Raw genomic sequence first — 21077 nt, 5'->3', positions numbered from 1 at the left:
CATTATCGGGATTCACCCGGCAACGCGGCCAGCAGGCGCTCCGCCTCCGGCGAGGCATCCGGCGCACGGCCCTCCATCCCTCCGATCAAGGGGTCCGTGACGACAACGACTCGGGAGCGGCCCAACGCCCCCTTCATCTGCCCGTCCCCCCTGATCTTCTGCGCATCCTCGCTGCTGATCATGATATTGGCTTTCAGCGATCCCGCCTTGCCGGCGCCCTTGATCTTCAGCGGTCGACGCCCCTCTCTGGGCATCGGAGACAATTGGACCGGCCGGATCACATAGGCATCCTCCCCGAACAACGATGAGATCTTGGCATCTTTGGGAAGCGTGCGATACTGGACCATCCCGTTTTTCTCCGCCTCGGCCTTGTCGACGATCTCCGGCCCGTACACCACCTGGCCCTTGTCATCCAGAACGGAGGGAAAGCATGCGGGCTTGACGCCCAATCCACGGGCATCGATCACGAGACCCGTGGCCCCTTCTCCGGCCGGGGATTCCGGCGGCAGGTCCTTCGACTGCAGCCCCTTTTCCGCCACAAAGGCATTGAGCAACGAATCCGCCCCCCAGAGGGGAACCCGCACCGTGACTTCCACGCCCCCATCCGATTGCACATCGGTCTTCACGACCTGGGCGCCCCGCACAAACCCGCTGACCTGCGTCTTGATCACATCGTTGGTGACGATGTAATTCTCGACCAGGGTCGCGGAATCCACGCGCACCCCCTTGACGGCCTCCAGAAGATTCCTGACCGCCACGGTATAGGCGGCCCGCTGAGCCATGGCCCTGGCCTGACCGGGGCCCGAAGACTTCTCGGGCGGTGCGCCCAAGCCCGTGGATTGAATCCAGCCCTCGGTCCAGTTGACCATCCCGGAGCCGCTCCGTTCGACCGTATCCAGCGCCACGCCCTGCGCCAAGGCCTTCCCGGACAGCCCCAGGAGACAGGCCCATGCCACCAGGATCAGGCCGGCGATCCTCATCCGCATGCGTCTCTTCACAGCCATTCCTCCCGCGTCGGTCGCTTAGATTTTAAGGGACTCCTTGAACATCCGGATCGCCAGGAGGGCATCCGCGCCGCTGATCGGCTGGACGGCGCCGAACTCCCCGGTGACCTTGTCCGCTTCAAGAATCCCCCTGCTGGTCATGATCATCGCGGCATTGAAGTAGTAGAGATCCGGCCGCACATCCGGGAACGGGGACTTCTGCCCGAAGAACTGCGTCGCCAGCTTGTCGTCGTTGGTAATCCGGACCATGATGTCTTCAAGCATCGTGGCATATTCCGCCTTGGTGATCGGCTTGCTCGGCTCGAATTTGTGGTCCGGCGACGGCTCCAGCCCCCGCACGCCCAGCTTCACGACCGTGTCAATGTCGGCCTTGAGAGGATGGGTTGCGATGTCCGTCGCTGGCTCCATGGCGACGATCTTGTCCGCCTGAAACGATTGCCCCGGCGCCTTGAAAGACGAATCGAACGTCTTGCCTCGCTTCTCATAGAGGCGATCCAGCCCCAATTCCTCGATGAACAGGGCCGCTACGTCGGCGCGGCTGATCTGGTCGATGAGCGCGATCTCCTTGCCGATCTTCGTGCCCGGCGCGGCGCGCTGAATCTTCTGCACCAGCTTCCACTCCCGATCCGCGTCTCCGACCAGATCTTTATTCAAATCCAGCACCGCCTTGAAATGGTCTCCGGCCTTGTCGAATTCGAAGCCCATCCGGTAGGCCCGGCCCATGTAGTAATGCAGGGCCGCATTCTGCGGATCAATCTTGGAGCCGTGCTTATACTCGGACTCGGCGTCCTTAAGCCAGTCGTCGCCACGCTCCATCGTCAGGACGCGGATTTTCATAATCTGCGCCACGACCATCGGCGGCTTCTGCAGCCTTCGCGCTTTGTCGAGCGACTCATAGGCCTGACCGAACGCACGCTTCTGCCCGTAGACGAGCCCGACCCCCGCGTGACCCGGAGCAAAATCCTGGTCGAGGGCCACGGCCCGCGCGAACTCTTTCATGGCCCCGTCGTAATCGGCCCTGTCAAACAGCCTGAGGCCCGTCGAATAGTGATGTTCCGGCGTGTCCAGCGCCGCCTCAGGCTTGACCCCCTCCTCTGCGCAGGCCGCCAATCCAAGAATACACAGCGCCGCCAACACGCACGCCCATCCCTGCCAGGTTCTGCTGCATGTCTTGTTGATCGTATTCATCGATGGTCTCCTTTTCACGCGACGCAGCGGCTAGTCCAACACCACCATCACGCGGGCCTTCTCCAAAAAGGAGAGATTTTCTTTCATGCCGTGCAACGTTTGCGCGTCGGCATTGCTGATGACGAGATCCGTCTTGTTCGGCCCGTCGGTCTTGATCGCCTTAACGACCAAGGGACGATCCGTCACCCTCGCATTGGTTTGCGCCGCGGTCACATCCTTCAAGTATCCCACCATCCCCTGCTCGACCGCATATTGCCGGTTGACGAACGAGGATCCGTAGACCTCCCGGCCCTCCTGATTCCGAATCTTGGGCACCATAGCCGGCCTGACGCCGGTACCGCGGGCATCCACAATCAAGCCGGTGTACGCCGTGTCGCTGGATGCTTGTGGAACAGGCATCGGCGAAGCCGGGGCTTGCGCCGGCGGCACAGGCACACCGCCGCCGGTCTGCTTCGGGATCATGGTATTCAGGAGATCGCCTTGCAGCTTGACCCCGACCAGCACTTCGACCGACCCGTCCGGATTTACCTGTTTCTTGAGAATCTGCGCGCCTTGGACGAAGCCGCTGACCTCCGTCTTGATGATGTCGCTGCTCACGATGAAATTCTCCACCAACGTGGCGGAGTCCACGCGAATGCCCTTGACGACCTCAAGCAAGTTGCGCGTGGCGACGATGAACGCGGCCCGCTCGGCCATGGCCCTGGCCTGGGCCCGGTTCACCGCATTCTCAGGCGGCGCCCCCAACCCGCTGGCCGTAATCATGCCCGTCGTCCAATCCACTCCGCCGTTGCCCATCGATTCAATGACGTCGCCCACTCGGCCGCCCACCTGGGCCGATGCTGCATTGACGAAGAGCACCAGCCCGGCCAAGAACAACATCGCTCCTCGATGTGTCATTCGATGATTCATTGGCATCCTCCCTTTCTTTGACTCTTCAACGTCCGACGAGGTCTTCATAGAGACTCATGCGTTCCGTGACCCGTTTGAGATAGTTCCTGGTTTCCTCCGGCGCCTTCTCCGACAACAGCGCAAACACCTGGCTGTCGCTCAACTCTTGGATCCGATACGGTCCCATGATTCTCTTGCGCACATTGCCGGGCCCCCAATTATAGGCGCAAATGACCAGATAGTTTTTCTTGTCTCCCGGTTGCACGTCCGAAAAACTCTTGTTCATGAGCAGGTGAAGATAGGCGGCCCCCAGCTCCACGTTCTGGCCCGGCTGGAACAAGTACTCGTCATCCAGCACCTTGTCGTCGTTGTAGACGAAGTTGTAGGCGTCCCTGGCTCCCGAACGCGGCACCAACTGCATGAGGCCGTAGGCCGGGATATGGGATTCGGCCTTTGGATTGAAATAGGATTCGGTCTGAATCACCGCCAAGACCAGCCGGGGATCGAGCTGTCGGCGACGGGACTCGGCTTGCACGGTCTCCAGGTACTGCTGGGCCCGTTTCTTCAGATGGTCGGGCGTCATCTTCAGCGTGGCCGTCATCTTGACCCGCGACACCCCGTCGCGCGACTCGGTCGGCTTATCGTCCACGACCAAATTCGGAAGCACCTCCTGCTGGACAAAGGCCTTGGCGGTTTTGGGCTCTACAAGCTTGCCCTTGCTGGTCGCCATTTGGCCGGCCAGGATCGCCCGTTTGGCATCTGCCTTCTCGGACAGGATCTGTTCCAACTGCCTGGTAATCTCCGCCTGGGCCGAGGCCAACTGCTCCGGCGACAGGCGGCCCGGCTTTGCAGCCGGAACCAGCGTCGCGATTTCCACCGTCCCGTCTTCGAAGTTGACGATGCTGCGCGAATCGTTGCCGGGCGAATAATCCACCCATTCCCGCTGGGTCGAGCGTTGGGCCTGGGCCCACTTCTTCTCGATCTCCCGTTTCCGTTCTTGCCAGCGCTGCTCGATCTCCATTTCCCGTTTCCGCCACTGCTCCTCCATCGCCGCCCGCTTGGCCTGGAACTGATCCTGGAGGCTTTGCAGCGAGTCCTCGCCGGCACTTTTGCGCTCTTGAAACCGCTTGTTGATCTGCTCAAAGGGATCGGCGGACTGGGCGTACACGAACCCGCCCAGGAAGCCAAACCCGGCCGTCAGCGCCACACCCAAAGTAACCAGCCTCAGCCTTCGTTCCATCGCGCGTCCCTTATTGGCGCACTTCATAGGGTAACGTCGTCTCAGTCCAGTCTTCGTCCTCGAGTTCGGCCAGCCGCTTCACGACGTCCCGAATCATGCCCACGTCCGCTCCCTCAAAGGTATGGAACACTCCGTCCGGCGTCTTATCGGACACCAAGTTGATCGCCTTTCTCGTCGCGATCACCTTGATATATTCCATCGCCTTCTTGGCGTTCTTGGGCAACAGCACTCGCAGCTTAATGCCGAGAGCCCGAAGTCGCTCGTCCGGCACAATATAGTCCTGGTCGGCTTGAAACAGATTATCGGCACGGAAACGATTGGGCAGCAACAGCGTCACCGAGCCATCCTGCGTCACGCTAAAGACATGAAGGTAGGCCGGCTGGCTGGATTGCACCTTGATCAACGCCTCCTCGCCTTCCTGAAAGACGGTCTTGTTCAGAGAGGCGCGCAGGCTGAATCCGGCCCGTCGCTCCACCCGGACCGGGCGGACACGCGCTTTCACCTTGCTGTGCCACACCGCCAGCTTCGGGCCTGGCCGCTTGTTGGAGACCTCCTCGATGTGCTCTTCGAGCCACTGCTCTTCCTCAATCACCCCTCGCGCCACGGAGGAAACCAGCTCATCCGTGATCATCGAATTGTGGAGAACGGTGGTACCGCGTACGAACAGCCCCACGGCCTGCTCGATGGCATTCCGTCTGGCTTCATCACGCGCCTTGCCCCGCACCTCCTCCAAAGACATTTCACTGACGAATGGAGCCATCCCCTCGGCCGTGACCCAGACACCGGCCGCCGGCTCAGCCCAGGCCACTCCCCCCGGCACTGCAACAAGCGTCAGGAGGAGACCAAGCAGGAGGCTCCGGCTCATAAACGTTCCGGCTTTCTCATCATCGGCGGCAATTTCACCATGCAACACCCGTGGCGTTGAGTAATTTTGCGCGTCCTGCGCATCGAAAAAGGTAGGGATGTCAGGATAGGAGCAATCTCAAGAAAAGTCAATTGTACGAAGACTTAGACACATCCGCACAAGCCGGTTGACGGCTACGGGTGGGGGGCATCTGCCGGTTTGGAAGACTCGTGTAAACTTTTGAGTTCCGCCTCGAACTGGGAGGCCTCCTGCTGCCGCCCCTGTTCACGGAGAAGCGTCGCCGCCCGGGTCAATTCAGTCATCGCCCGGGGGATATCCCCGATGGCGCGATAGCTCCAATAGGCCCGTTGCGCGAAGTCCAGCGCCGCATCTTGCCGGTGCTGTTGCTGCATGACACGCGCCAACCCCGCCAAGTCTCCGGCAATGGCGGCGCGATGCTCGCTCGCTTTGTCCAGTTCCAGGGCCGCTTCGAAGCGGCTCTGCGCCTCGCCCCATTGCGCAGCTTGCTCGGCCAGCAAACCCAGGTTGGCCAGGTTCGCTGCCTGAGCGGGTCGGTCTTGCAAGTCCTGGTTGATCGCCAGGGCTTCCTTCAATGAGGCTTCCGCCTTCGCCCGCTCGCCAGCCTTGAGATCCAGCAACCCAATATTATTGAGCAGGACCGCCTCGCTATGCCGATTCCCGGTCACTCGGGCCGAACCCAAAGCCTGTTCATACAAGGACACAGCCTTCTGGGACTCACCGGCCAGCTGGAAGGCCGCGCCTAAATGGGCCTGCGTATCGATGAGCAAGTCGGTTCGGCCCGAGGACTTGGCCAACGCCAGAGCCCGCTGGTGCAATGCCAGGGCCTCGCCCACCTGCCCTTCCGCGACCGCCACGGAGCCAAGCCCGTTCAGCGCCATGGTCAAGCCTGGCAGATCGTCCAGGCTTTCCGTTAACAACCTGGATTCCTCGTACGCGTCCCTGGCCCGCTCCAGCTCTCCCTGCTCCATGAGCCGCTGCCCGCGGGCATGGAGGTCACGGATCTTGCCCCCCCATTCGGGAGACGGATCCGGCGGAGCCCCGGCGGCGCAGCCCATCAGCAGGCACAGGGCCCAGATCAGTACTGGACCGGCTGTCGGCCGCGCCATCTTCACCGCGGCAACTGGTCTCCCCTGAGGCTGGTCAGGCCATTCCCGGCCCGGCCGACCGATTCCATCTGTTCCGCATTCCGGACCATGGTGCTGACCGGAAATGTCCGCTTGGCGCCTTTGATGATGGTATTCACGTCATCCAGAGTGGCATGGGCCGTACGGACAAGAGGCGGCATATCCTTGCTCACCGCCTTGATGGACTCGGTGGAGGCCTTGATGTTATTGACGGCATCCTGAGCAGCCGCCACAAGAGGCGGCAACTTGGCGGTGGTCGCCTTCACATCGGTCACGATGCCGTCCACCTTCCCGAGAGTCTTCTTGACCGACCCGGTCAGTTCCGGCAACGTGGCCGTCGTCTGCTCCACCGCGGTGACGCTGTGCTGCACCGACGCCATCACCGCCGGCAGTTCGCGCGTCGCCTGCTCCACATGGGCCAACGTCCGGCCGCCGGTCTGCACGGCCTGCTGGACATCCTTGGTAATTTCTTCCACGCGCAGCACCGTCCGCTGCACGGACTCCAGGACCGGCTTCACCTCCGACCGAACCTCGTTCAGCATCGCCGCATAGTCGGTGGGAGGCTGCACGCGAATCGTCGAGCCATCGGTCAGGACCGGCTTGCGCTGGTCGCCCATGGCGACCTCCACCTGGCTCTGGCCCATGACTACACCGCTCTTGGTGATGCTGGCCACGGAATTCTCCCGCACCATCTCCTGGTACCGGCTCAGGAGCTGGAAGGTCACGGCCACCGTGCCGCCGTCCGCAAACTCGACGGTCCTGACCCGGCCGATCGGCAGGCCGGAGATTACAACTGGATCGCCGGGGGCCAACCCGTAGGCATTGCTCAGCGTGGCATGGAGCTGATACTTCTCGTCGAAGATATGCTCGGCTTTCAACATGAAGATGCCGACGGCGATCAACCCCAGCACGGGAACCAGCACGAAGGCGCCCACCAACTGCGCCATGCGCGGCCCGGACAATTTGTGAGAATAGTGCATTGGCATAGACGACCTCTCTTCCCGATGGTAATCCCGGCTCGAACGATGCCTACTGCAAATAGTCCTTCATCGCGTCGTCGGCCGAGGCCAACAGCTCTTCATACCGTCCTTGAGCCTGTACCTGCCCGTCCCGCACATAGACGAACCGATCCACCATGGCCAGCAGGGACGAGGCTCGGCGGGTCGTTGCCAGAATCGTGAGCGCCCGGCTCCGGCGCTGCGCCTGCAACCACTCGCCCAAACGTCTACTGGTCAGCGCATCCAGCCCTTCCAGCGGATCGTCCAGCAGCAACACTTCCTGATCCAACGACAGGGCACGGGCGATCGCCACGCAACGGGCCTCCCCCTGATTCAGCTCGGCGGGAAATCGGTGGCGCAGATCCGCCACACCCAACGCCTCCAGACGGACCATGACCAGCGGCTCCAACTCCTCATCGGAGAGGCCCCGGTGGTAACGCAGTGGCAGCGCCACGTTGTTGAACACCGTCATATTGCTCAGTAAGCCTGGCGCTTGCAGGACCGTGCCCACCCGCTGGCGCAACGCTGCCCAATCCTCTTCGTCCAGATCGCGCAGATCCCGTTCGAACAGCCGCGCCACACCCCGTTCCGGCGTGACCAGCCCGGCGCAGAGTTTCAATGCCAGACTTTTACCGCCTCGGTTCGGCCCGATCAAGGCGCAGGCCTCGCCTTCATTGAGAGACAGGGTCAGGTCGGACCACCGTCCGTGACCGTCCATCTCGACCGCCGCGCCGGACAGCTCCAAGACAGGCATGGTCAAAAATATGCCGTGACGGTCACCACGATATCCAACACCAGGCAAATCTTGAGGGAGTTGATCATGGCTCGGGTCGTCTGCTGGGGCACTTCCGTAAACGATGAACGGACGGAGAGCCCATGGTGGCAGCAAATCGCGGCCACGGCCATGCCGAACAACACCCCCTTGGTGGCCGTTACCACGAGGTCCGTCACCGAGAGTGACTGGGTCACGGCTTTGGCAAAGGCGGCAAAAGGAACCGTGAGCTTCAGCTTGGCCACGACGAATCCGCCCAGCACGGCGACCGTATCGAAATACAGGGTCAGGCAGATCATGGAGAGGATCATGCCCATCATCCGCGGCATCACGATGAACCGGGTCACTTGCACGCCCATGAGTTCCAGCGCGGTGATTTCCTGCCCGACCCGCATGTACCCCAACTCGGTCGTGATCGCGGAGCCGGATCGCCCGACGACGATAAACATCGTCAACAGAGGCCCCAACTCCCGGATCACCGTCACCACGATGATGTTGCCGATCTGATCCCCGGCGCCGACTTTCGGCAACTGGGTCCCGGCCTGGGTGATGATGATGATGCCCACCATCAAGGCGATGGCGCTCATCACGGGCAGTGCATCGACGCCGGTAAACAAAATCTGACGCAGGATCACCCCGGAGGCCGTCCGGCGCACCCGCTCGACGGGATTGGCCAACTCGCGCAAGGAGAGGTATACCAGCGCCATCAGATCGACGACATAGGCGTACCAGGCCATGACCTTACGGCCCACCCAGGCGATGACAGCCCCGGGCCCCCGATCGACCGTGACGACTTCCGTAGCCTCCCCCAAGGGTTTCACCTTCACGGTTGAAGACACAGGCATCGCGTGAATTCTAGGAGAATCAAGGAGTGATTGCAATGAAAGGCGAGGAATGGCCCGGTCAAGCTGCGAGCTTGTAGCGGATCACGGTCGTTCTCGGATCGAGAGAGACGGAGCAGTGACAGGCGCGGGCTTGGTCCAATCCTTACTTAGTCCCAGATACGATGGGTTTCGCTCACGTGCTCGCCCCCGCGAGTCTTCTCAATTTCCCACCGCACATCGGTCGGCACATCCACCACCTTGAGCTCCGCACAGTAGCCGTTGGCCTTTCCGCCAAGCTCGGTGACCACTTGCACCAGCTTCAGGTCGTCCCGCGGGATCAACCGGCCGCATTGATTGAAATCCGGATCCTGCGGCGAAGCCGATTGGGGCCAATAGACGGCGGGATCCGATTCTTTCAGCGCATCCTGCTGGCCCAGCTCACGCAACCGCAAGAACGCCTGATGGCTGAGACAGAACTCCCCGTGACTCTTGTTAATGACGATGTGCGGCATGGTGCGAACTCCTTCCAATGGCGGGAACAGGTGGCCGGCGGTATCGCCTTATTTCGATTTAACAAACCGGTCGGCCCCAAATGCACCGTGCAACTGCGTGCTGACCACGCCTCGATACTCCACTTTCTGCTTCAAAATCAGCACCAGCCCCTCGGCATCCGTCACGATCAAGAGATCGTCCTCCACGGCCAGCTTTCGGCTGGTATCTCCCACCTTGATGCGGTATTGGGTGCGCCCGTCCGGATTCCGATCCAGACCGTCGACAATTTCCGTCAAACCGTCAATATAGCCTTCATGGCCCTCCTGACGATGCCGGACCAATGTCCCATCAGGAATCCGGACCCAATGTTTCCGCTGCTCCCCCTTGTCCAGTTTGCTGTCACTCATGATGGTGTACTCCTTCTTACGGTGCCACGCTGGAGATGGCCAATCTCTTTCCGTCACAGATGGACGGCCGGGTCGCGGCAAGCCCGACCGAAAGAACCGCGAAGACTGGAGAATCGATCGCGTACGGAGGACGGAGAAGCGCGAGGGATAGGACAGTCAGCGTCGTTCAACAAGCCTGGCTACATACTACCATACTACGCGATGCAAAAGGCCCGGTCAAACACCATCGATGGAAATTCATTTTGCGACCCTTGTCCTCATGCCGACTACTCCCCGCAAATACCGGCGACCGCCACCTTCCTAAACAGATGCGGAGAGGCTGAGGCGCTGGACGGATACTTGGCCAATGATGCGATGAACTCGGGGTCTTTGAACGCTTGTTTGAACAGTTCCACCGATTCCCACACCGCATAGTTGATGAAAACGCAGCTGCCCCCGATGCCCCGATGCAGCTGGGTGGAAATAAATCCCGGCTTCTGCTTGAGCAAGGCGGCGTCGAACTTCCAGGCTTCGAGGAGTTGCACGACATCCTCGGGCTCAACGGTGAACTTGTTGATCAGGATCACCGGCCCGCCCTTCTCTTCCATCTGCGTGAACAGCGTGACCCTGGCATCCATTTCGACCATCTTAACCATGGACTCAGCCTCCTTCACTGACAACCGACGGACAAGCCGCAAGGCAATTATTGTAACGATCCTCCCGGGAAGAGAAAAGAGGAACGTCCTACGGCGCGGAAGCCGGCGAGCGATACGTCCGCCCCCTCGACACCCAAGACGGAGGCAACAGCGAACCGGCAACCATGCCCCCCCCGGCCATGAGGAACCCCACCAACTGGGGCGGCCACACGGCATCTTGTGACCCGACCAGTTCGAGCGCAATCCACGTGGCAAGGCCGGCCGCGATGGCGCACAGGGCCCCTTGGTTGTTCGCCCGCGGCCAGTACAATCCGGCGAACAGAGGGATGAACGCGGCCACCAACGTCACCTTATAGGCGTTTTCGACCATCTTGAAGATGCTCGCCTGGGTGTTGAGCGCGAAGGCCAGCACCACCGCGGTGAAACACACCAGCACAATCCGCATCGTGCGCAGGAATGTCCGGTCGTTCATGCGAGGACGCAAGCCCTTGACGATGTTCTCGCTGAAGGCCACCGACGGCGCCAGCAAGGTGGCGCTCGAACAGCTCATGATGGCCGAGAGGACCGCGCCGAAGAAGATGATCTGGGCCGGGACCGGCGTATGCTGCAAGATCAGAGTCGGCAGCACCAGTTGTGGATCCGCCTCCAGCAGGGCCCCGGACATTTTCGGATCCACCAACGTGGCCGAGTAGGCCAGAAACATCGGCACGAAGGCGAACAGAAAGTAGAGCGTGCCGCCCAGCACCGAGCCGCGGACGGCGGTCTTCTCGTCCTTGGCCGAGGTGATGCGTTGGAAGACGTCCTGTTGCGGGATCGAGCCCAACATCATGGTCATCCAAGCCCCCAGGAAGGGAATCCAGGCGTGGAGGCTCGCCTCGGGGAACAACTCCAGCTTGCCGGCCGCCGCCGCATGGCTGATCACCGCCCCGACCCCGCCGGTCAGGCCGCTGATCACGTGGCCGATGTAGAGCATCCCGCCCATGATGACCGTGATCTGGACGAAGTCGAGGATCGCCACTGAAAACATGCCGCCGAAGGTCGTATAGGTGAGCACGATCGCCGCGCCGATGATCATGCCCAAGTACGGCGTAACCGAGCCGCCCGAGACGACATTAAAAACCAACCCAAGGGCCTTGATCTGCGCCGAAACCCAGCCCAGATAGGATGCGACGATGCACAACGTGCACAACACCTCCACCGGGCGGCTGTACCGCAACCGGTAGTAGTCGCCGATGGTGAGCAGATTCATACGGTAGAGGCGGCGGGCGAAAAACAATCCGGCGAGGATCAGACACAAACTGGACCCGAAGGGATCGGCCACCACGCCGCGCAGGCCCTCCTTGACGAAGGTGGCGGAAATGCCCAGCACGGTTTCGGCCCCGAACCAAGTGGCGAACACCGTAGCCGTAACGATCGGCAACGGCAGGCTGCGCCCCGCGACCGCAAAATCCTTCGCGTTATGGACGCGGGTCGCCGCATAAAGCCCGATGCCCACCGAGACGAGCAGATAGAGAATGACGAACCAGACGATCATGGGAAACAGCTCGCCGAGCGTCGAGTAAGATCCGGGACATCGGACAGAACTTCCGGCGGCCTATCCTAGCAAAAGGTTTTCCCTGAAACTACGAAAAGCCGACATCATGGAACGTTCCATACCATACAGCTCCATCCATCGCTCCGGTGCGAAAATGAACGATCGCTCACGTGCGCAAGCGCTCGTCATCTCCGTAATCCGACCAAGGCGGCTCATCTCATCACACCAATACCCGTTCCTGAACCATGTGGACCGGGCATCCATCTTGCTGACAATCACGATGCTACGGAGGGCATATGGAGGCAAGGACTCGCCCAGGGCTGATATTGATCCAGTTGGGCACATGGCTGCTCGTGACGGCTCTCGGCTGCTCTGTGCTTCCAGAAACAAGCCGCACCGGCGCTGTCCGTGAGATCAAGATCGAAGAGATGGTTTCGCCGAGGGAACTGTTCGCGGCGATGGGCGATGAAATTCGATGGGTCAATCTCCGCTCCAAGCCCGTTCACATTGGCTTCCTGGGGAGCAGTCCGATGAAAGCAGTCTCCTGTCAAAATGGCTTCAGCTCTTTCGGCGTGCTTCAGGATTTCGTCACGATCCCGCCGCAGCAGTCGGCCAGCCTCTGTTTCGCCAAGCCGGGCACTGTGCAGTTCAACGTCTGGCTGGATACCGACGACCTGCGAGGCAACGTCACTCGCACCGCGACCATCCGTGTGCTGGGGTAACCGAGCCGCGCCGATCCCTCAGCTCCGCCTGTCGCACCTACCCGACCTCGGGGCCATACTTCGTGAGCAAATAGTCCAGGACGGCGGGAGCCTGGCGGACCAGATTCTGCTGGGCTTCTCGATCGGGGCAGAAGGCCGCTTGCAGCCACCCCATCGCTTCCTCGTGATCGCCCTTGCGATAGTCACGTATCGCGTTGACCAGACAATCGTGCGGCGAGATCCGACCACGGTAGAGTTTGTACGGCCAGGCTTTGACGAGAAAATGGAGGCACTCCCCGCGGGGCACCGGATTCGTCTCCAGCCACAGCGCGTCCAGCGTGCCGGTGAACGCGTGTAGCGGCTCCGCCTGGAAGAAAATCAGAAGCGCCAGCACGGAGCCGGCGAGGACGTTGCGTGCTTTGCTGCGTCTCGCCATAGCCGCACCGTGGTCCGTCAAAACAACGGATGATGGGGCGCGGACCAGGCCGGCACGTCGGTCGGCGCGTTCCCCGCATTGCCCAGAAAATGCCACGTCCCCCCTTCGTGGATCAGATAGTGGACCTCGTGGAACCAGCTATCGATCGTGACGCGCCTGCCGCTCGCCTTCTCCACGGCATAGAGCCCACCCGTGCAGGTCACTTCCACGCGGGGATGAGAACCGACCCGCACCACTCTCACCTCCGTAAAATGATGCGTCGACGCAATCGTCCGAAAGTGATCAAAGACCTCGCCCCACACACGTCGGACATCGGCCTGCTTCAACCCGTTGTAATTGTAGCCGAGGGCGTAGAAGCGCATCAGGGCTTCAAGGTCCTGTTTCTGCAGGGCATCCTCCGCTCGTCCGAAAGCGGCCAGCACTTCCTTCACGGTGGGATGCCCGACTACGGCCGCACGATCCGAAATAACTTGGCCATCAATGGTCAACGACGTGCCCGTCAGCACCTCCACCTCGGCCCCCGCCTCCCGAAGAGCCCCCTGCCAACAACAGAGAGACAGGATAAATCCCAATGGCCATCGAGCAACCGTCTTCACGCACAGACCTCCCTCAGCAACCGCCTTATCACCTCACCGCGAATGCCAGCCGGCACTTCAGCCGCGCCACCATGCTAGCACACCAGTTGGTTGACTGTCCGCTTTGCAAGCCAGGCAGTCCTGACGTGCTATACTTGCGCCCAAGGGAGGTGGCCAGCGTTAGAACAGACTCTCGACACCTGCAATTTGCACGTTGAACTATACGGAAGTCCAGGACGTGGTGGCTACGATCCGCCGGTTCTTGCAGCGGGGACGCTGACACGCAATAGAGGTTCCCTGTGAAACTCGAGCGAGGCGACGCGCTTTTCATCGCGGACATCCAGAACGATTTTCTGCCCGGCGGAAGCCTTGCGGTTCCGCATGGAAACGAACTCGTGCCGGTCTTGCTCCGCTATCTCGCCCTTTTTCAGTCGCATACCCTGCCGATCTTCGCCGGCCGCGACTGGCATCCGGCCAACCACTGTTCGTTCCTCGACCAGGGAGGAATCTGGCCGCCGCACTGCATCGCCGGCTCCATCGGCGCTGACGCGCCTCCCGATTTTCCCCTGCCTCCGTCCGTGGTCGTCGTGCACAAGGCCACCGCCGCCGATACAGAGGCCTATTCCGCCTTTGAAGGTACCACACTGGATGCCGCGCTCCATACCAGCGGAGTGCGACGCCTGTTCATCGGCGGCATCGCCACGGACTATTGCGTCCTGAATACGGTCAGGGATGCCCTGGCGCTCGGCTATGCGGTCGTCCTGTTGATGGACGCGATCCGGGCCGTGAACGTCCATCCGGACGACGGCGCGAACGCGGAAGCGGAGATGCTGCGCCTGGGCGCCAGACCGGCTCGCTTCGAGGATTTGGCATCGTGACCGGCCCGCCGCCCCCCCCACAGAGCGCCCTCCTGACGGATCTCTACCAACTCACCATGCTCCAGACCTACGTCGAACAGAGCATGGAGGAACCGGCGGTCTTTGAATTCTTCGTCCGCAAGCTGCCGGCCCACCGCAGCTTTTTGCTGGCGGCCGGCCTGGAGCAGGTGCTCGAGTACCTCAACACGCTCCGTTTCTCGGACTGGGAACTGGATTGGCTGAAGACGAGCGGGAAGGTGTCCGCCTCGTTCGTGGATTACCTGGCGCACTTCCGCTTTGAGGGAGATGTCCAGGCGATGCCGGAAGGCACCGTGTTCTTCCCGAACGAGCCGGTCCTGCGCCTGATCGCGCCGCTGCCCCAGGCGCAACTCGTCGAAACCCGCCTGATCAACCTGCTGCATTTTCAGACGATGATCGCCTCAACAGCAGCCAGACTCGTGTTGCTTGCGGGGGGCAGGCCGCTCATCGATTTCGGACTGCGTCGCGCCCACGGCGCGGAGGCCGGAGTGCTCGCCGCACGGGCCAGCTATCTGGCCGGCTTCGCCGGCACGGCGACGGTGCTGGCCGGCGCACAATTCAACATCCCCGTTTACGGCACGATGGCCCATTCGTTCGTGCAAGCCCACACCGACGAAAGCGACGCGTTCGAGCGCTTCGCCCGGTCGCATCCCGACAACGTCGTCTTGCTGCTCGACACCTACGACACCGAAGCCGCCGCAAAAAAAGTCGTGGCCCTGGCGCCTCGCCTGAGACAACAGGGCATCACGATCAAGGGCGTGCGCCTGGACAGCGGCGACCTCGCCGCCCACGCGCGCCAAGTCCGCCGCATCCTGGATGACGGTGGCTTGAGGCACGTGCAGATACTCGCCAGCGGCAACATCGACGAAGCAGCGCTGCGAAGGCTCGTCGAGGCGGAGGCGCCGATCGACACCTTCGCGGTGGGCACACACGTCACGACGTCCTCCGATGCGCCGTACATGGATTGCGCCTACAAATTGCAGGAGTACGCAGGACGACCGTGCCGGAAACGGTCGGAAGGGAAGGCCACCTGGCCGGGAAGAAAACAGGTCTATCGGATGCATGGAACGGACGGCCGGATGGCCGGCGACGTCGTCACGCTGGAGGGCGACAGACAGAATGGCACCGCGCTGCTCCAGCCGGTCATGCAGGCAGGCAAACGGCTGACGTCTCCGCGCCCGCTTGCCGACATCCGGGCCGCGATCACCGGCGAGCTATCGCGCATGCCGGAACCGCTGCGGACGCTGCAGGACGGCGCGCCCTACCCGGTCCGCATCTCGCAGGCTCTGCAAGACTTGGCCGGATCAGTGGACCAGGGCCGTTAGCGCGAGTCCGCCGCGCCGACGCCCGTCACGCGTTTGAACAGTTCCCGATCGGGCTCGTCTGGTGAGGCAGTCACCTGCCTCACCAGACGGGATCTGGCTGCCCGACTTGGAGAGCCAGCATCATGGCATGTCGGTGCCTGACAATCGCCCTGACGGGCTTCGCGCTCTTGCTCCTCAGCTGCACGAGACCTCAGGATGAGGTGTTTATGACGGAGCCCGCCCGCCAAACCGAGCGGGATAATATGATTGCCGATCAGATCGTCCCGCGCGGTATCAGAGATCCCGGCGTGATCGCCGCGATGCGCCATGTCCCCCGGCATCGCTTCGTTCCAGATTCGCATGCCCGGTTCGCCTACGCCGACAGCCCCCTCCCGATCGGGCACGGGCAGACGATTTCGCAACCCGCCGTCGTCGCGTTCATGACCGAAGCACTCGCGTTACAGGGGCGGGAGAAGGTGCTCGAGATCGGAACCGGCTCTGGATACCAGGCTGCCGTGCTGGCCGAACTCGCCTCACGGGTCTTCACGATCGAGCTCGTGGAGCCCCTGGCGAAGCAGGCGGCGCAGCGCCTGGCGGAACTCGGCTACGTGAACGTCACAGTGCGAGCGGGTGACGGCTATCGAGGCTGGCCGGAAGAAGCGCCATTCGACGCCATCATCGTCACGGCCGCCACGGATCACGTTCCCCAGCCGCTCCTCGACCAGCTGGCGCTTGGAGGACGTCTGATCCTTCCCCTCGGAGATTCCTTCCAGAAACTGACCCTCTACCGTCGCACCCAAAACGGGTACGAACGGACCGAACTGATCCCCGTGCGCTTCGTGCCCATGCTTCGTGAGGACCGCGCGTCGCGGGAGGGCAAGCCGTGACCGACGCGCGGGTCAGACGGCCAATTAAAACAACTGACATGCCATTAGGCCAAGGGGAGGCGAACCATGAGGGCTGCAATAGTTATGGCGTTCTTCGTAGCGGTGGGATTCAGCGCGGCGGTGGGGGCGAGTTCAGACTCAGGCGACACCAAGAAGAAAGAGGAAAAGAAAGGCATCACCGTGGATGATTTGGGGCGAGGCCTGAAAAGCGCCGAACAGAACATCGAGAAAGAGATCCCCAAAATCGGCCCGGCCATCGGAGAGACGTTCAAAAAGATCACTGGCAAAGGCTCAGACAAACAGTCGGACGACAAATCCGCCAAGCAGAACAAGTAGACTCACCCCGATGCCACACCCAGAAATCCTTACAGAGCTTTCCCAGCCACATATCGCCGGGTCACGATCCAGGGATAGACCGCCTTCTGATTGTCTCCGCCCAACGTGAACGCACCGCACATGATGTAGTCCGTGCCGCCCAGAGGGGCACACTCCGTGGAGGGATACTCGTCGTCGAGCCCCAACACATGTCCAAACTCGTGGACCACGCCGGACTGATCGATCCCGGAATAGATCGGATGCAAAAAGAGCGGATTGGATTTGTAGCGCGGCGCGACATTGGCGTTCATGTTCAAGCGCACATGCCAGATGACGTCCTCTTTTTTATATGCGGCCAGGTCTTCCGAGGCGACCTCATCACGGTTGATGATCTGGAAGCGCAACTCGAATCCGGGCCGGCTCCAGTAGCCTTGAATCAGTTCCTTCCAAAAGTCCATGTACCAGTCTTTGATGTCTTTGGTTTGGCCGTTGGCAGTAAAACTCTCGCCGCGACCGACCCGGCATGTGTCATCAGTCCACACGCCGTTACTCACGCTTTTCGGGACCAGGCCGCGCGTCGTTTTGCCGCCGCTCTTGACCGTGGTCGCACAAATGGTGGCGGCAATTCCCAGACGTTCCGCCAAGGGCATTGTAATGTCGAGGAACTTGGTCAGCTTCAACTCCGGAAAGTGAAACTCGGCGGGAATCGTAACGATCCAGTTGCCGTTCGTCCGCTCGAGCCGATACATATACCGCTGCTGCGTCACGATATTGCCAAAATAATTGTAGTGACCCTTGATCAATCGTGGCGCAAGATTAGCCTCAAAGACATGATCGACACTGATGCCTTTCTCAATCTCGTTGCCCATGGTGTCGCGCTTGCGATTGCAGGCGAGGACGTGAGCGTTATAGGTCCGACTCCCGATATAGTCGGACGTGCCGTCCAGCGGCGACACAGCGGTCGCAAAGTTTTCCAGTTCGAGGTTTTCCGCCTCCCGGTTGTGCCGACTCTCGATATTGCCGGCCTTGCACAGCCCGGCGAACGCGGATGGCGCCCACAAGACAAACAGCAACACACTCAATGCTAGTTGGCGCATACGCTCACCTCCCTGTTTCATCTGTGGCAGCCAAGAAGCTCCCCCCAATGACTTCAGCCGGCACGCCTAACGCAGACAGGGGCCCCATCATCACGCAAGGAATGCGCGCAGGGCATAAAAACCATCCGGCGATGCCCAGAAGGTTTCCGCCCTCGCAAACCAGCCTTGTGCGCGAAGTCATCCAGGGTCGAGGGACTTTCCGGAAAATCGCAACCCATGATGTGGTCATGGACGAGCGTGAGTTCCTCGGGAGACAAGTCCTTCCAGGTCTCTTGGATGTGGGTCCACCAGCGTCGGACAAACGCTTCGCGAGTTTCGCCATCGCCGGGATAGGGATCAAAGACAACAAAGACGCCGCCCGGGCGGAGAATCGGGTGGCAGCGTTTCATGAAGTCCGTTTTGCCGTCCTGCGACGAATGGTGGGACTTGTGCAAGCCTGGATGGTGCATGGATTGGCGTTAGGACTTTCCTTGGGTGCCTAGAATCAGCTTCCTCTTCCGTTCTTGTCAAGACGCTCACGGCCGACTCATGACTGGGCAGCCTTAGATTCCCCGCCCCTAACAGCCTGCGCCGTCGCCTCTTCACAAGGCAAAAACCCTCTCGCCCCCGAAACTTCCCTCGCAGTTAGTAGCGCACCCCATCGGGGATCTTTCTGAATTCCCGCCATACTTTCTGCGCATCGCCTTGGAGAATTTGCTGCGGAGCGAGCGCACGCTCAGGATACGGCTTGGCCATGTCCTGGCTGATATTCGCATCGTCGAAGAGATCATCGAAGTCGGTCCAGGCAGCGGCATAGTAGATCTTGCTGATTCGAGCCCAATAGGCGGTCGCATAGCACATCGGGCAACATTCGCAACTGCTGTAGAGAACCGATCCGGAGAGATCAATCGTTCCCAGTCGGCGGCAAGCCTCCCGGATCGCGTTGACTTCCGCATGGGCGGACGGATCATGATCCCGCACAACACTGTTGCCGGCTACGGCAAGGACTTTGCCGTCACAAACGATGACGGCGCCAAAGGGGCCGCCGGTTTTGTCGACCACACCGGCCTGACGCATCTGACGAATCGCAAGCCGCATGTACTCGCGATCCTGCTCGGTCATGCCTTGAGCCGGCGCGGACGACCTTCCGGCAGGAGTCCTACCAGGCGCAGACTTGGCGATCGCTTCGCCGGCACCCAAATAGATCCCGGCGCTCGCCACAAGTCCCGTCAGTAGGAAATCACGACGAGAAACTATACGAATATCATAGGGGTTGGGAGTCGACGACGACGCAGACTGTTCCGAAGAAAAACCTTCACCCAGATCGTTCATTTCAGCAGTGCTCCTCTGGTGATAGGGTGAGGCGACAAGACACCGCTTGCGGAAGGGTCCTCCGAGAGGTTCGGGAGTGAGCCCTGGCGCACCGCAGTCTCCTACCGCCGAAAAACAAAAAGCCCGCTGACCTTTCGATCAGCGGGCTTTCGTAAAAATCCCGGCAGCGTCCTACTTTCCCACTGCCTCACGGCAGCAGTATCATCGGCCTTGGAGGGCTTAACTTCCGTGTTCGGGATGGGAACGGGTGTGACCCCTCCGGCATGGCCACCGGGAACTTCTCAGAAATTGAATGATTGCGTGATTGTCGATTGATGAGAATTGCCGTCTCGGCCTTCCCAATCCAACAATCGACAATGATTCAATCGTCAATTCTTTTAAGACCACGTCTGTCAGGAGCACCGTAACGTTAAGCCGCACGACCGATTAGTACTGGTTAGCTACGGGCCTTACAGCCCTTCCACACCCAGCCTATCAAACTCGTGGTCTACGAGTGGTCTTCAGGGGGCTTGCGCCCCGGGAGATCTCATCTTGAGGCAGGCTTCCCGCTTAGATGCTTTCAGCGGTTATCCCTACCGGACATAGCTACCCGGCAATGCCGCTGGCGCGACAACCGGCACACTAGAGGTCCGTCCCTCACAGTCCTCTCGTACTAGTGAGAGCCCCTCTCAAATCTCCTCCGCCCACAACAGATAGGGACCGAACTGTCTCACGACGTTCTGAACCCAACTCTCGTACCGCTTTAATGGGCGAACAGCCCAACCCTTGGGACCAGCTTCAGCCCCAGGATGCGATGAGTCGACATCGAGGTGCCAAACCTCCCCGTCGATGTGAACTCTTGGGGGAGATCAGCCTGTTATCCCCGGCGTACCTTTTATCCGTTGAGCGATGGCCCTTCCACACAGAACCACCGGATCACTAAGCCCGACTTTCGTCTCTGCTCGACCTGTCAGTCTCGCAGTCAAGCTCCCTTATGCCTTTGCACTCGACGGCTGATTACCGACCAGCCTGAGGGAACCTTTGGGCGCCTCCGTTACTTTTTGGGAGGCGACCGCCCCAGTCAAACTACCCGCCAGACACTGTCCCCGTCCTGGATGACAGGACCGGGTTAGAATATCAGAAAAGTAAGGGTGGTATTTCAACGTTGGCTCCGCGGGAACTAGCGCCCCCGCCTCACAGCCTCCCACCTATCCTACACATACCCGTCCAACACCCAATGTCAAGGTGTAGTAAAGGTGCACAGGGTCTTTCCGTCTAGTTGCGGGTACCCGGCTTCTTCACCGGAACAACAAATTCGCTGAGTCACTCCCCGAGACAGCGCTCCAGTCGTTACGCCATTCATGCAGGTCGGAACTTACCCGACAAGGAATTTCGCTACCTTAGGACCGTTATAGTTACGGCCGCCGTTTACTGGGGCTTCATTTCAGAGCTTCGCCTTGCGGCTAACCCCTCTATTTAACCTTCCAGCACCGGGCAGGCGTCAGACCCTATACGTCCACTTGCGTGTTCGCAGAGTCCTGTGTTTTTGGTAAACAGTCGCTAGAGCCACTTTATTGCAACCTC

Annotated in this window: 23 protein-coding genes and 2 rRNA genes; 5 read left to right on the top strand and 20 right to left on the bottom strand. The window is 60.8% G+C overall.

Annotation, left to right across the window (positions count from 1 at the left end):
• Nucleotides 1–2 precede the first annotated feature (2 nt).
• The 13 genes from EPO61_13200 to EPO61_13140 all read right to left on the bottom strand — a co-directional run bounded on the left by EPO61_13200 (nucleotide 3) and on the right by EPO61_13140 (nucleotide 11992).
• Entirely contained in the window at nucleotides 3–1004 is a 1002-nt protein-coding gene (locus tag EPO61_13200) for a hypothetical protein (protein TAJ06937.1), read from the bottom strand.
• An 18-nt stretch (nucleotides 1005–1022) separates the two neighbouring features.
• Entirely contained in the window at nucleotides 1023–2192 is a 1170-nt protein-coding gene (locus tag EPO61_13195) for a hypothetical protein (protein TAJ06936.1), read from the bottom strand.
• Nucleotides 2193–2222: 30 nt separating this feature from the next.
• Complete coding sequence (locus EPO61_13190) at nucleotides 2223–3089, bottom strand: hypothetical protein (GenBank protein ID TAJ06935.1); 867 nt, start codon at nucleotides 3087–3089, stop codon at nucleotides 2223–2225.
• A 37-nt stretch (nucleotides 3090–3126) separates the two neighbouring features.
• Nucleotides 3127–4347 carry a DUF3393 domain-containing protein gene (locus EPO61_13185; GenBank protein TAJ06934.1) on the bottom strand — a complete coding sequence of 407 codons (1221 nt, stop codon included), beginning with the start codon at nucleotides 4345–4347 and terminating at the stop codon, nucleotides 3127–3129.
• Entirely contained in the window at nucleotides 4331–5185 is an 855-nt protein-coding gene (locus EPO61_13180) for a DUF4384 domain-containing protein (protein ID TAJ06933.1), read from the bottom strand. The genes EPO61_13185 and EPO61_13180 overlap by 17 nt, the downstream gene beginning before the upstream one ends.
• A gap of 173 nt (nucleotides 5186–5358) precedes the next feature.
• Nucleotides 5359–6312, bottom strand: a complete 954-nt coding sequence (locus tag EPO61_13175; GenBank protein ID TAJ06932.1) for a tetratricopeptide repeat protein — start codon at nucleotides 6310–6312, stop codon at nucleotides 5359–5361.
• 2 nt (nucleotides 6313–6314) lie between these two features.
• Nucleotides 6315–7316, bottom strand: a complete 1002-nt coding sequence (locus EPO61_13170; GenBank protein ID TAJ06931.1) for an MCE family protein — start codon at nucleotides 7314–7316, stop codon at nucleotides 6315–6317.
• 43 nt (nucleotides 7317–7359) lie between these two features.
• Nucleotides 7360–8082, bottom strand: a complete 723-nt coding sequence (locus EPO61_13165) for an ATP-binding cassette domain-containing protein (protein TAJ06930.1) — start codon at nucleotides 8080–8082, stop codon at nucleotides 7360–7362.
• Between the two features lie 2 nt (nucleotides 8083–8084).
• Entirely contained in the window at nucleotides 8085–8945 is an 861-nt protein-coding gene (locus EPO61_13160) for an ABC transporter permease (protein ID TAJ06929.1), read from the bottom strand.
• A gap of 146 nt (nucleotides 8946–9091) precedes the next feature.
• Nucleotides 9092–9436 (bottom strand): hypothetical protein, encoded by a 345-nt coding sequence (locus EPO61_13155; GenBank protein TAJ06928.1) that lies wholly within the window; start codon nucleotides 9434–9436, stop codon nucleotides 9092–9094.
• Nucleotides 9437–9484: 48 nt separating this feature from the next.
• Nucleotides 9485–9823, bottom strand: a complete 339-nt coding sequence (locus EPO61_13150; protein ID TAJ06927.1) for a hypothetical protein — start codon at nucleotides 9821–9823, stop codon at nucleotides 9485–9487.
• 266 nt (nucleotides 9824–10089) lie between these two features.
• On the bottom strand, nucleotides 10090–10458 hold the full coding sequence (locus tag EPO61_13145) for an antibiotic biosynthesis monooxygenase (GenBank protein ID TAJ06926.1): 369 nt from the start codon (nucleotides 10456–10458) through the stop codon (nucleotides 10090–10092).
• Nucleotides 10459–10546: 88 nt separating this feature from the next.
• Nucleotides 10547–11992: a sodium:solute symporter gene (locus EPO61_13140; protein ID TAJ06925.1), complete on the bottom strand. Its 1446-nt coding sequence runs from the start codon at nucleotides 11990–11992 to the stop codon at nucleotides 10547–10549.
• Between the two features lie 335 nt (nucleotides 11993–12327).
• On the opposite strand from EPO61_13140, the gene EPO61_13135 reads away from it, so the two are divergent.
• On the top strand, nucleotides 12328–12714 hold the full coding sequence (locus EPO61_13135; GenBank protein ID TAJ06924.1) for a hypothetical protein: 387 nt from the start codon (nucleotides 12328–12330) through the stop codon (nucleotides 12712–12714).
• A gap of 37 nt (nucleotides 12715–12751) precedes the next feature.
• On the opposite strand, the gene EPO61_13130 is transcribed toward EPO61_13135, so the two are convergent.
• Together EPO61_13130 and EPO61_13125 are read right to left on the bottom strand one after the other, a co-directional pair.
• The gene (locus EPO61_13130; protein ID TAJ06923.1) at nucleotides 12752–13129 is read right to left on the bottom strand and encodes a hypothetical protein; all 378 of its coding nucleotides are present in this window, start codon (nucleotides 13127–13129) and stop codon (nucleotides 12752–12754) included.
• A 17-nt stretch (nucleotides 13130–13146) separates the two neighbouring features.
• The gene (locus tag EPO61_13125) at nucleotides 13147–13725 is read right to left on the bottom strand and encodes a hypothetical protein (protein ID TAJ06922.1); all 579 of its coding nucleotides are present in this window, start codon (nucleotides 13723–13725) and stop codon (nucleotides 13147–13149) included.
• 278 nt (nucleotides 13726–14003) lie between these two features.
• On the opposite strand from EPO61_13125, the gene EPO61_13120 reads away from it, so the two are divergent.
• The 4 genes from EPO61_13120 to EPO61_13105 all read left to right on the top strand — a co-directional run bounded on the left by EPO61_13120 (nucleotide 14004) and on the right by EPO61_13105 (nucleotide 17127).
• The gene (locus EPO61_13120) at nucleotides 14004–14582 is read left to right on the top strand and encodes an isochorismatase family protein (protein TAJ06921.1); all 579 of its coding nucleotides are present in this window, start codon (nucleotides 14004–14006) and stop codon (nucleotides 14580–14582) included.
• A 56-nt stretch (nucleotides 14583–14638) separates the two neighbouring features.
• Nucleotides 14639–15925, top strand: a complete 1287-nt coding sequence (locus EPO61_13115) for a nicotinate phosphoribosyltransferase (GenBank protein TAJ07424.1) — start codon at nucleotides 14639–14641, stop codon at nucleotides 15923–15925.
• 206 nt (nucleotides 15926–16131) lie between these two features.
• On the top strand, nucleotides 16132–16791 hold the full coding sequence (locus EPO61_13110) for a protein-L-isoaspartate(D-aspartate) O-methyltransferase (GenBank protein ID TAJ06920.1): 660 nt from the start codon (nucleotides 16132–16134) through the stop codon (nucleotides 16789–16791).
• Between the two features lie 66 nt (nucleotides 16792–16857).
• Nucleotides 16858–17127 carry a hypothetical protein gene (locus EPO61_13105; GenBank protein TAJ06919.1) on the top strand — a complete coding sequence of 90 codons (270 nt, stop codon included), beginning with the start codon at nucleotides 16858–16860 and terminating at the stop codon, nucleotides 17125–17127.
• A gap of 29 nt (nucleotides 17128–17156) precedes the next feature.
• Here the strand turns inward: EPO61_13105 and EPO61_13100 are convergent, their stop codons facing one another.
• The 5 genes from EPO61_13100 to EPO61_13080 form a co-directional block, all read right to left on the bottom strand.
• A complete protein-coding gene (locus EPO61_13100; GenBank protein TAJ06918.1) occupies nucleotides 17157–18203 on the bottom strand; it encodes a hypothetical protein in 1047 nt (348 codons plus the stop codon).
• Nucleotides 18204–18256: 53 nt separating this feature from the next.
• Nucleotides 18257–18652: a hypothetical protein gene (locus tag EPO61_13095; GenBank protein ID TAJ06917.1), complete on the bottom strand. Its 396-nt coding sequence runs from the start codon at nucleotides 18650–18652 to the stop codon at nucleotides 18257–18259.
• A 175-nt stretch (nucleotides 18653–18827) separates the two neighbouring features.
• A complete protein-coding gene (locus EPO61_13090; GenBank protein TAJ06916.1) occupies nucleotides 18828–19514 on the bottom strand; it encodes a nucleoside deaminase in 687 nt (228 codons plus the stop codon).
• Between the two features lie 158 nt (nucleotides 19515–19672).
• Nucleotides 19673–19789 (bottom strand): 5S ribosomal RNA (gene rrf, locus EPO61_13085).
• Between the two features lie 128 nt (nucleotides 19790–19917).
• Nucleotides 19918–21077: ribosomal RNA gene (locus tag EPO61_13080) — 23S ribosomal RNA — on the bottom strand; the annotation flags it as partial.

Source organism: Nitrospirota bacterium (assembly GCA_004296885.1).
Lineage (GTDB): Bacteria > Nitrospirota > Nitrospiria > Nitrospirales > Nitrospiraceae > SYGV01.
This window is presented reverse-complemented; position numbering and strand designations above follow the sequence as displayed.